Origin of the sequence: Dysgonomonas sp. GY617 (assembly GCF_015233815.1) — a bacterium.
In the GTDB taxonomy this organism is placed as follows: Bacteria; Bacteroidota; Bacteroidia; order Bacteroidales; family Dysgonomonadaceae; genus Dysgonomonas_A.
The window spans coordinates 87,477-99,685 of record NZ_JADCLR010000022.1 but is presented as its reverse complement, the minus strand read 5'-3'; the positions used below and the strand labels follow the sequence as shown (position 1 = coordinate 99,685).

The following is a 12,209-nucleotide window of genomic DNA, read 5'->3' as shown; positions in this document are numbered from 1 at the left end:
ATATTGTTAGTAAGTTTTTTAACTTCCAATAATAGGCATAGATTGTATGTAGGTTTTATCGATTACTTGGTTAAGCATAAAATTTGCTATATCTTCTCGAGGAATATCAAATTTTATTTTTTTATCACCAAACGACACTTTAATATTTTGGGTCTCAGGTTTATTATTTGGTGCAATAATACGGACAATAGTCCAATCTAAATCAGACTCTTGTACAACCTTACCTATTTGAATAATCTCCTTATATGGACTTGGGTAAATAATACGGGCGATAATGCCAGGCAGTTTAGTAGCAATAGAAGCTTCGTCTTTGCTATATCTTATACTAGGTGTTGCTAAGGTAATAAAGCGTGATATATTTAACTCTATCATTGCATGGATTATATTTAGATGTCCATCAAGAATAGGATGTCCCTTGTATTTATATTTGAGAGGTGGACCTAATGTGCTAATAACTGCATTGGAATCTGTGATGGCTTTCTTTATTTTCTGAAAATCATTTAATTCACCTTTTATTATTTCTAGATTAGAATTTGATATTTGTATTTTGGCCGGATCTCTTACATATGCTTTTACATAAAACCCTTTGCTTAGGGCTTTGTTTACGAGGTGTTTTCCTATATCCTCGTTCGCTCCGAAAACTGTAATTCTCATATGATAGTCTTTTAATTGTATAATAATCAAAGGTATCAACATTAGGGGTATAATAAATGTTTTATTCTGTTATAAATCTTCTTCAATTTGGTAATAATAATGTTCTTTGAAGATAGCTTGTTCTTTTGTCAACAATTTTAAATCCTGATCGTTATAGATATAATTATTGTAAAGATTAGCCCTATGAATTCAAAGTTATTTGTTCTCGTTCTTGTTTTGGTGTTTTTACCCTATTTAGCTTTTAGTAAAGATATTCCATCTACTATTGAAAAATCGACCAAAGTTTTTGCAATAAAAGACACTTCAAATCTAAAAATGGATATATATAAACTGAAGTCTCAATCTAATGTAGTGCAGCCATGTATGATATTCGTGTTTGGAGGCGGTTTTATTAGTGGAAAAAGAGATAGTCAGCAGTATAACGATTATTTTACAGTTTTAGCGGAAAAGGGTATTACGGTAGTTTCTATAGATTATCGACTTGGCTTAAGAGGCATTAAGAAAGCTCCATCTGTCACAAATACCGAGCCTATGTATCATGCTGTTGATGTAGCAGTAGAAGATCTTTTCAGTGCAACTAAATATTTGCTCGATAATGCCAAGACATTAAATATAGATACTGAGTTGATTATGATTAGTGGATCGAGTGCGGGAGCTATTACCGTGCTTCAGTCCGATTATGTAAAAAGAAATGCTCTTTCAGGTTCAGAGGTATTACCTGCTGATTTTCAATATAGCGGCGTATTAGCATTTGCAGGAGCTATTGCAAGCAAAGAGGGAACACCTAACTATAAGGTAGCACCAGCTCCTACTTTGTTCTTTCATGGAGATAAAGATGTTCTTGTGCCCTACGGTTCAAAGCGTTTTTTCAGAAAAGGTCTTTTTGGTTCGAAGTCATTAGCAAAGAAATTCAAGAAGAAAGGATATTCCTATTGTTTTTTTACTGTTGAAGGGCTTTCGCATGAAATTGCTAAATCTCCAATGGTTATCTATCACAATCAAATTATATCGTTTATTGATGAATATATTTTTGATAAAAAGCCTTGGCAAATGGAGGTGAAATTGAATGATGCAAGCTTAAAGCCTGGTCTGGTTATGACTACTAAGAATTTGTACAAGTAAAATAGAGTTTTTCAGGAAATATAGAGATGAAGGTGTCTAATGGATATCTTCATCTTTTTCATTTAGTTATCTTGTTATATAGATATGGTGTATGTAAGTATAGATATAATCATAGACGTGGTTTGTAATATTTAACGTATTATATTTTTATTTTGGTTGTATGCAATCTAATTTTGCAAAATTAAATAATTAGTAGGTAATGACAGAATATTTAAAACTCGAAAATCAAGTATGCTTTCCTATATATGCTTTAGCAAGGCAGATGGCAGCTTTATATAGACCTTATCTGGATAAATTGGGTTTAACGTATCCTCAATATCTGGTTATGCTGGTTCTGTGGGAGCATAAATCGGCTAGTGTAAAGTGTATAGGTGAATTACTTTGGCTTGATAGTGGAACGCTGACTCCCTTATTGAAACGCATGGAATCTAACGGACTACTTTCACGAAAACGTTCTTGCGTGGATGAAAGGGTTGTAGATATTCTGATTTCGGAAAAAGGGGAGGAGCTTAGGTTACAAGCCGAAGATATTCCAATGCATATAAAAGAGCAGTTAGAAACGGAGGATGAGCCATTGATTGCATTACGTGAGCAACTGAAGCGAATATTGTTGACAACCTCTAAATGCAAACTGTAATTTCGGAGAGTTAAATATATCTGGAGTACTATTATAAAACGTCTTACATTATATTAAAAATAAAATGAGTTTATTAGAACAAGCAAAATGGCGATACGCCACAAAGAAGTTTGATGCTTCTAAAAAAGTAGATCAAAAATTAGTAGATCAAATAGTAGAAGCAGCCAGATTGGCTCCAACTTCATCGGGACTACAACCTTTCAAGGTAATTGTTATAACTAACCAAGAGTTGAAAAATAAGCTAGTGCCTATATCTATGGGACAACAACAAGTTGCAGATTGTTCTCATTTGTTGGTCTTTGCTGCGTGGGATAATTACACCGAAGAAAGAATAGATCATATATATGGTATCACTACCGGAGCAAGAGAACAACCGACTGATAGATATAAAGATTATACGGATCGCCTCAAATCGCTTTATTTGACTCGTCCTCACGAAGAGAATTTTGCACATACAGCACGTCAATCGTATATCGCTTTTGCTTATGCCATTGCTATGGCTGCCGAGCTTAAGGTAGATACAACGCCCATGGAGGGTTTTGATAACGAAGCTGTAGATAAATTATTGAATCTTTCTGAGCAAGGGTTGAGAAGTGTTACACTTCTACCATTAGGTTACAGAGACGAGTCTAATGATTGGTTGGTTAAGATGAAAAAGGCAAGACATCCTCAATCAGAGTTTGTTATCGAAATAAAATAAGGCTTAGAATACTTAAAAAATAAGATACAGATTGTTTCTGCGTTATAATTATATTCACAATTAAAAAATAACTCAAATGTCACAAATTACATTAGGCGGTCAAGCGGTAAATACAATCGGAAATTTACCATCAGTAAAATCGAAAGCACCAGCTTTTACATTAGTAAAACAAGATTTATCAGAATTATCTTTATCTGATCTTAAAGGTAAAAATGTTATTCTTAATATTTTCCCAAGCTTAGACACAAGTACTTGTGCTGCTTCGGTAAGAAAATTTAATAAAGAAGCTGCAAGCCTATCTAATACTGTAATATTAGCTGTTTCGGCTGATCTTCCATTTGCAGCAGGTCGATTTTGCACAACAGAAGGTATAGAAAATGTTATTCCAGTTTCTGTTTTCAGAGATCAAGCTTTTGCTCGCGATTATGGAGTATTGTTAGTAGATGGTCCATTGAAGGGATTACTTGCACGATCATTGGTTGTAATAAATCCAGAGGGAGAAGTAGTGCATACAGAACTTGTTCCCGAAATCAAAGATGAGCCTAACTACGAGGCTGCTTTAACTATTTTGAAATAAAATATAAAGCTTATGCCTACTACTATTTATGACTTTATAGTCAAAGGAAATAACGGACAGGATGTTGATCTTGCTCAATATCGAGGACAAGTGCTCTTGGTTGTGAATACAGCTAGTAAATGCGGTTTTACACCTCAATACAAAGGTCTCGAATACCTCTATCAGAAGTATAAGGATGAAGGGTTGGTGATATTAGGTTTTCCTTGTAATCAATTTGCAAATCAGGAACCGGCGGCTGATGCTGAGATAGCCTCATTCTGTGAACTGAACTATGGTGTTACTTTCCCTTTGATGAAAAAAGTTGATGTAAATGGTAAAGAGGCAGCTCCTATCTATCAGTTTTTAAAGAAAAGAGCGAGAGGTTTTCTCTTTTCTGGAATAAAGTGGAACTTCACAAAGTTTCTCATTGATAAGGATGGGCAAACAGTCAAGCGATTTAGTCCTATATCTAAGCCTGAATCACTGGAAGCTGATATTCTTAAAATGATTTTAGTAGGAAAATAATAAAAAGGGTAAGCACTATGCTTGCCCTTTTTATATTATATACCCCTTTATTTTATATCTATATTTCATCTCTGCATTTTATAGATTGACCTTCGTTTTTTTACAGATGTTATTTTAGTTATTTTATAAAAAATTAACCACGTATTCTTCGATAACTTTATCCTGATATATTCTTATATACCTCTTTTTTTACTCTATAAGTTGTTTTTTATTTCTCTTGGTTTGCATCTTTAAGAAATTTAATATTTGTTTTATTTGACAAAATGAATATCTTTTAGGTTTTATTGTGTCTTTTTGGTTTGTTTGTTTTGCTTTGGAGATCTTGAATGTTTATATGTGTTATATAACATATACATAGAAATCACCTATTTATTTTGTTTATCTTATTGTTTTTTGTGGTGTTTCTGTAAATGGTTTAACTTGTTTATTATCATTTTAATAGATGGTTTCAATTTGTTTGTTTGTATTGAGGTGTCATGGCTTATTGTTTCTTTTAGTTAAAACTATAAAGTGATGCTAAATCGCTTAAAATCCTTTACCAATAAGGTATTTAGGTTAAAGTGTGTATCTGTTTTGTTAAAAAAATAATGTTCTAAAAACTTTTTTTTGTATTTTTTTTGTATTTATATTTGCTGAACGGAACTAGATTGATTAATAAATCTGAAATTTAATTAAAAACTAATTTTCTATGAAGAAAAAGGCTATTAACCTGGCGCAAACACCTATTGCGATGAAGCGGGTTTTGTTTGCATTTCTCTTTTTCTCTGTATGGGCAACACCCAATGTTGGAGCTGATCCTTCATTATCGGGAGAGAAAGAACTCGAAACACAAGTATTGCAAGATGGTAGACAAATTGCAATTACGGGAACTGTTGTAGACAAAGCCAATGAACCACTTATTGGGGTAAGTGTAAAAGTGGCGGGTACTTCTATTGGTACAGCTACTGATTTTGATGGTAAATTTTCAATAAATGTTCCTCGTGTAGGATCTGTTTTAGAATTTACATATGTTGGATATACTTCGCAAAAAGTAACTGTGGGTTCTAATACTACAATTAGTGTAGTAATGGAAGATGACTCACAAGTACTAGGAACTGTTGTTGTTACTGCTCCTATTGGGGTACAACGTCCTCCTAAAGAAATCGGGTATTCGGTAAGTTCTATTTCAGCTAAACAATTAACTGAAGCAGGAAATACCAACTTTGCATCTGCAATGTATGGTAAAGCTGCGGGGGTTAAAATTAATGCTGCTCCGGGGGGAGCTACCAGTGCCGTAAATATTCAGATTCGTGGAGTCAATTCTCTAAACTATAACTCGCAACCGTTATATGTTGTAGATGGTATCATGATTCGTAATGACAATCAGAATGCTGGAAAAGGCACAAATAACGATGGATATTGGGGTGATCAAAGAATTCGTGGTAATGGAGCCTTAGATATTAACCCTATGGATATAGAGTCTATGACTATTCTTAAGGGAGCTAGTGCATCTGCTCTATATGGTTCTGATGCTGCTAGTGGTGTTGTTGTAATAACTACGAAAAAAGGATCTAGAGGCGAAGGATTGGGTGTTGAGTTCAATTATAATGGTGCCTTTGAAAGTGTAGCATTCTTACCTCAATATCAGGAAATATATGGTCCCGGTTATGGTCCAGCAAATAATTTTCAGAATGGTAATATTGATGGTTGGTTAACTGATGGTCCTTCGGATATAAATGGAGGTCTACGTCCACGTTTTAGTGCATGGGCTCAATTTGGGCCTAAATACGATGGTCGTCAAGTTGCTTGGTGGGATGGAACAAATCGTTCTTATTCTTCACAAGGTTCTAATAATTTGAGAGATGTTTTTCAAGTTGGATTTTCTTCAAACTTAAACGTAGCATTATCTAAACAGACAGATAAAGTTAATTACCGTTTATCATATACTCGTTTAGATTATACTGGTACTCAGCGTGGAAGTGAAATGCAGAAAAATACATTTAACTTGAATTCTGTAGTTAATGTAGCTAAAGATGTCTCTTTAGATGTGGTTGCTAACTTTATGAATACAAATACTCACAATCGTCCTGAGTCAATGGATAGAATATTCAATAACTATTCAGGTATGATTAATAGAGCTGAGAGTATTGATAATATCTTGGATCGCTTTAAAACATCGAGAGGGTATAAATATACCTCATTCGGTAATCGTGAGAATAGACCAGGTGAAGAGTATTTCAGATACAATACGAATGCTACTACTTTAATGGACTATTTCTGGAATAGACTTCGCAATAACTATGATGAAACAGAAAATCGTTTGATTACAAGTGCTACAATGAATTGGGATATACTAGGTAATAGTAAGTTAAAATTCAGAGGACGTATTGGTAATGACTATACTGGTATAAATATCGAAGATGAGCGTTTTACAGAACAAGCATCAGCTTTTAATACTACTGAAAGTACAGGACAATATGCTGTTACTAAAAGTCAGTATTCTATATTATATGGAGATGCTCTGCTTTCTTATAGTGATAAGCTATCGGAAGACTTCGGTTTTACTATTGCTGGAGGTATGCAGGGACGTCAGGAAGAATATAAAACTCAATATTCGGGAACTACTAAAGGTTTAGTAACAGAGAACTGGTTCTCTTTGAAAAACTCATTCGGAATAGTTGATGCAACTTCTTCTAGAGCTCAACTTCTAAAATATGCTTATTTGGGAATTTTAAACTTGTCTTACAAAGATATGTTGTTCTTAGAAGCAACAGCAAGACAAGAATATGCTTCAACTCTTCCTCCTAATAATAATAGCTACTTCTACACATCAACTAATGGTAGCTGGATTTTTACAGAAGCTTTTCAAACACCTTCGTGGTTAACTTATGGTAAAGTAAGAGCTTCATATGGGGTTGTAGGTAACTCTCCTGTAATGTATGTTGCAAATATTGCATACGATCAAAAATCTTTGCAAACATTAGGTAATGGATCAGTTGCACAGCTTACCATGAATAATGTATATGGTAATATGGATCTTACTGCTGAGATGAAGCATGAGTGGGAGTTTGGTTTGGAAACTCGTTTCTGGGATGATCGTGCAAGTGTAGATATTAGCTACTATACAAATAAGGTGAAGGATCAATTTCTTGAAGTTACAGCTCCTTACTCTAGTGGAGGTGGCAGCCAAATTATGAACGTTGGTGAAATATCCAGTCAAGGTTTGGAAATTGCAGGAAGTTTAACTCCTATTATCGGTGATTTCAGATGGACTACCCGTTTAAACTGGTCATTCAATAAGTCGAAAGTAAATTCGTTAAAAGATGGAGTTTCTCAGATTGAATTCTGGAGTGAAGATCAAGCAAGTGTGAAGATTGCTGCTACTGTTGGCGAAAAATTAGGTAATATTTATGTATTCCCTCGTAAAACTAACGATAAAGGAGAATTACTGATTAGTGATGATGGTTACTATATTATGGATGATAGTAAGTATGAAAAAGTTGGTAATGTTTTACCTGATGTAGTAGGAGGATGGTCGAATACTCTTAATTACAAGAATTTCTCTTTAGACTTTACTATTGACTATCGTTTTGGAGGTAAGATAATTTCTCCCGGAACTAAATATGCAACAAGTGCTGGTCTATTGAAAAGTACGTTGCCATATCGTGATGCCGGAAGCGGTGGTTTACCTTGGGTATTTAATGCAAAAGACGATAAGGGTAATGTTGTTGGAACTTTCGATCGTAATGATGGGGTTCTTCTTGATGGTGTGAATGTAAATACTGGAGAAAAAAATACAACAGTTATTTCGGCTGCTGATTATTACATGAATACATTCTATTGGGGTAAAGATGCTTGGAATGAAAAAGGTATGGTATATGATAATGATTATATCAAATTCCGTGAAATCACTTTGGGTTATTTAGTGCCTGATACATATGCCAAAAAGTTATTTATGTCGAATCTTCGTGTTTCGCTTTTTGCTAGAAACTTATTCTATATCTATAAAACTGCGGATGATATAGATCCAGAGGCTTCTATTGGTTCTAAATGGTATTCGCAAGGTATTGATAGCGGTGCATCTATGGCGTCTAGAACGTTTGGATTTATGTTAAGTGCTAAATTTTAAATCGAGATAAACGATGAAACGAATATATATTATAACTTGTATACTCTTGTCAACATTAATTGTTACGACAAGTTGTAATCCGGAAGATAAATTTTTAAATCCGGAAAAAACAACAGAAGGGAATATTTCGCTTCTATTCACAGGGATGCTTAATAATGCAAGGTTCAGAACTGAATATTATCAGGTGAGAACAATGGCTGCAGAGCATACTGGTAGATATACTCAAACATTGATTCTTCCTAATTCAGCAGGACAGTATCGTCAGATTGAAAGTTATGTAGGTCATTATTGGAGAGATTTCTACACTACTGAATATGGTGGTCCTATGGGTATTTATCGTTTGATGGAGACTGTCAATAAGGGGTTACCTTCGGAAGATCAAGCAGCTAACGATATATTCTTTAAAGCTTCGAAGATTGTTCTTTATGACTATGCTTCAGGTCTTATTGATATGTTTGGAGATATTCCTTTTGCTGAAGCAGGTAGTTTACCTACAAATAATGAGATTACTCCAGCTAAATTTGAAAATCAGCAGGCTTTGTATAAGATGATGATTGATGAGTTGGATGTTTTAGCTACTTATTTTGCAACAGCTGTTGCAACGCCTGCTTTTACAAAACAAGACATCTTGATCGGAGGAAGAGTTGCTAAATGGCGTCAGTATGCTAACTCATTACGTTTGAGAATGCTTATTCATATGTCATATTCTGATGAGGCGTATGCAAAGGAAAAAATTATGGCTATCTTAAATGATGCAAGTAAATATCCTTTGATTGATGGAGATAATAATCCTAATTATAAGCCTGAAACTTCAGATGTATTGAATGCTCCACTTACAACATTTACTGATGCGTTAACTCAAGCGTTAAATGAAGGTCTTTCTAAGGTCGCTCCAGACTATATGGTTAATAAGTTATTGGTGCCAACAAAAGATCCTCGTTTATCGGTGATGTTTGATAAGAATGATTTACCTGATTACATTGGTATGCCAATCAATACACCAGGAGATTCTCAATCAGCTTCATCAAGCGACTATTCTTGTTGGGATTCAACTACTGTATGGATGAATAAAAATCTGCCTGGAATAAGGTTAACAGCCTCAGAAGTTAATTTTATCAAGGCTGAAGCTCAACAACGTTGGGGAGATCCTGCAAAAGCTAAAACAGCTTATGAAACAGCTGTTAAACAATCTGTAACATTTTATTATTATCTGAATCACCTAAATAATAATAGTTCAGGTGGAGGTTTCCGTATCGAAGATAAGCCTTCGGACGATGCAATAAATAAATTTGTGACTGAGCGTATTGCATATGCAGGAACACTAGATCAGAGATTAGAATTGATTGGCACACAAAAATGGCTTCATTTTGGTTGGTTACAATCTATTGAATGTTGGACAGAGTATCGTAGAACTAAATATCCAAAATTGTTGGCTTTCCCTTCTATAGGAATGGATGCAGGTTATACACAACCTCCAACACGTTTGAGATATCCTTCGGCTGAAACGGCATACAACCCTAATTATGCTGATGTTCAAGCACAAGACACTCGTGATACTAGAATATTCTGGGATGTGAAATAATATTTCATAAGAATTAAATATTTAAAAAAGGAGCTATTCTGTACAGAATAGCTCCTTTTTTCTATTTACATTTCTTGAGTTGCCCAATATATGTTTACTTTTGCACAATCATGTTTCAGAGATGCGATGAAACATAGAATGTATTGTAATGTTTGTTTAGTCAAATCCCAGTAAGATAGTTCGATTGAATTTACATTACAATAAGTGTTGAATAGAAGTTAATTGATTATGATCGAGAATAATATAGAAGAATATCGTAAGGATTTATTAGAGAAGAAAAACTTATTGGATAGTGCCATAGTGCAGTTAAAAAGTGAATTTGTTGGAATTGACAATGTTATTGATCAGATTGCGGATGCTATAGGAGCATGGCTATTCTTTCCTGAGATGCAGGAAAAGCCTGTAATTATCAATCTTTGGGGATTGACAGGTATCGGTAAAACATCGTTGGTGAAACGTTTCTCTCAATTGATAGATTATAATGAACGTTATTATCGTTTTGATTTAGGTGAAAGTACCGGTAAATACTTTGATATACAAGATTCATTTAAGGAGATATACGAAAATTGTGACAAAGAACCTTTTATTATCGGTTTGGATGAATTTCAATTTGCACGAACAATAAATGAGAATCAAGAAGAAATCGATAAGTCGTCATCGCGTGCTATTTGGGATTTGCTTGACAGTGGTAAGTTCGATTTAATTGACTTCAACTACAATATTGGGGTATTCAGTAAATTGATAAAAAAGCTGGATTTATCTTTAAGTAAAGGGGTAGAAGTGGAAAATGGTCTTGTTACATTAAATGCGGATATTCATAAAAATATATTGGAAATTACGGAAGACGACGATAATGATGATGAAGACGGTAATGACGAATCTTCTAAAATTAATAAGGAAAAGAAACTTTATTTTATACCAGAAGTAAATCTTAATAATATTTTTTATGCGGTAGCAGATATGTTTCTTTCGAAAAGTGAATTGAGAGACAAGCTTGATAAACTTGATGGAGAGGCTACTATTGAGTATCTGATTCAACTGTATAAGAAAACATTGAAACCTAAAACGGTTGATTGTTCGAAGGCTTTAGTATTCATAATGGGAAATTTGGATGAAGTGTATTCTATGACACATGATTTTAATCCAGATATGAATGCAGATGAGTTTAATAAGCAATCATTAAAAATATCGGTTACACAGGTAAAGAATGCTTTGTTGGCTCGATTTAGAAGTGAACAGATTGCCCGGTTAGGAAATATTCATATTATATATCCCTCTTTTACATCCGAAGCGTTTCATCGTATAATAGAATTGGAGCTGTCTAAAATTCAGAAGAAGATAAAATCTATTTATAATTTTGATCTGACTTTTGATAAAGGCATAAATGAGTTGATTTACGAAGAAGGAGTTTATCCAACACAAGGAACTCGTCCTTTATTTACTACTGTTCAACAAATTGTAAATGCTCGTTTAGGTAAAATCCTGAATGAGGTTTATATTAATGGTTATTTCGTAGATCGATTACACTTTGCTATTGATGAAGAAGGTTCTACTAAAGATGTGGCTTCTTTGAAGATCAAATTTTATAAGGATGAGAAGTTAGTACATGAATGGGCTGATAAGCAATCTTTGGTGCTAGGTAAGTTGCGTCAGGAAAAATTAAATGATGAGCAAGCCATAGTTGCAGTGCACGAAAGTGGACATGCTATTGTTTCATCAATATTGATGCATACAATACCCGATTCTATATTCTCAGTGACAGCCGACAGTAATAGTCAAGGATTTGTATTGGCTCGTCCTCAATGGAATTATATTTCGAAAAAAGAGATCGTGAATCGTCTAGCAGTATTAATGGGTGGCTTAGTTGCAGAACGAATTGTTTTTGGTGACGAAAATATTACGATAGGGGCGAGTAGCGATTTACAGAATGCTACTAAATTGGCTACTTATGTTCTCTATGCTTGTGGCATGGGAAATATGTTGGCCTTGTTTGGTAATGAGAATATGGACGAAACTCCCAATGTTATTTTTGATGATGCACGTGAAGGAATAAACAGAGAGGCTAAGGCTTTGCTGGAAGCAGCTGAGAATTTAGCTCAAAAGACATTAGAGACACAAAGAGTTCTCTTGTTGCAGCTAGCTAATTATTTAAGTGATAAAAGAGCTGTAAGTAAAGATTTAATGATGGAGTTTCTTGTGAAATATGCCGTAGATTTTAAGAAAGAAGATATTATAACAGATGCCGATCATTTGTTTTATAGAGATCATTTGAAAAAGCAAGTTGATGCTTTGTAAGTTTTAGATTTCTTATCTATTAGATACAAA

General features: G+C 34.1%; 9 protein-coding genes. 8 read left to right on the top strand and 1 reads right to left on the bottom strand.

All coding sequences use genetic code 11. The annotated features are described in order from the left end of the window. Positions 1-18: 18 nt before the first annotated feature. The gene (locus IR022_RS12790; RefSeq protein WP_194203999.1) at positions 19-654 is read right to left on the bottom strand and encodes an NAD(P)-dependent oxidoreductase; all 636 of its coding nucleotides are present in this window, start codon (positions 652-654) and stop codon (positions 19-21) included. Positions 655-837: 183 nt separating this feature from the next. Between IR022_RS12790 and IR022_RS12785 the strand changes: the two genes are divergently transcribed. From IR022_RS12785 to IR022_RS12750, 8 genes are all read left to right on the top strand, one after another. Next, positions 838-1,776, top strand: a complete 939-nt coding sequence (locus IR022_RS12785; protein WP_194203998.1) for an alpha/beta hydrolase — start codon at positions 838-840, stop codon at positions 1,774-1,776. Positions 1,777-1,975: 199 nt separating this feature from the next. Next, entirely contained in the window at positions 1,976-2,413 is a 438-nt protein-coding gene (locus tag IR022_RS12780) for a MarR family winged helix-turn-helix transcriptional regulator (protein ID WP_194203997.1), read from the top strand. 64 nt (positions 2,414-2,477) lie between these two features. Continuing rightward, positions 2,478-3,113 carry an NAD(P)H-dependent oxidoreductase gene (locus tag IR022_RS12775; RefSeq protein ID WP_194203996.1) on the top strand — a complete coding sequence of 212 codons (636 nt, stop codon included), beginning with the start codon at positions 2,478-2,480 and terminating at the stop codon, positions 3,111-3,113. A 76-nt stretch (positions 3,114-3,189) separates the two neighbouring features. Further along, positions 3,190-3,690: a thiol peroxidase gene (tpx, locus tag IR022_RS12770; protein ID WP_050711491.1), complete on the top strand. Its 501-nt coding sequence runs from the start codon at positions 3,190-3,192 to the stop codon at positions 3,688-3,690. Between the two features lie 12 nt (positions 3,691-3,702). Further along, positions 3,703-4,194, top strand: coding sequence for a glutathione peroxidase (locus tag IR022_RS12765; protein WP_050711492.1), 492 nt, complete (start codon positions 3,703-3,705; stop codon positions 4,192-4,194). 688 nt (positions 4,195-4,882) lie between these two features. Further along, positions 4,883-8,302, top strand: a complete 3,420-nt coding sequence (locus IR022_RS12760; protein WP_194203995.1) for a SusC/RagA family TonB-linked outer membrane protein — start codon at positions 4,883-4,885, stop codon at positions 8,300-8,302. Positions 8,303-8,315: 13 nt separating this feature from the next. After that, entirely contained in the window at positions 8,316-9,884 is a 1,569-nt protein-coding gene (locus IR022_RS12755; RefSeq protein ID WP_194203994.1) for a SusD/RagB family nutrient-binding outer membrane lipoprotein, read from the top strand. 228 nt (positions 9,885-10,112) lie between these two features. Then, positions 10,113-12,179, top strand: coding sequence for a hypothetical protein (locus IR022_RS12750; protein WP_194203993.1), 2,067 nt, complete (start codon positions 10,113-10,115; stop codon positions 12,177-12,179). The last annotated feature ends 30 nt before the right edge of the window (positions 12,180-12,209 follow it).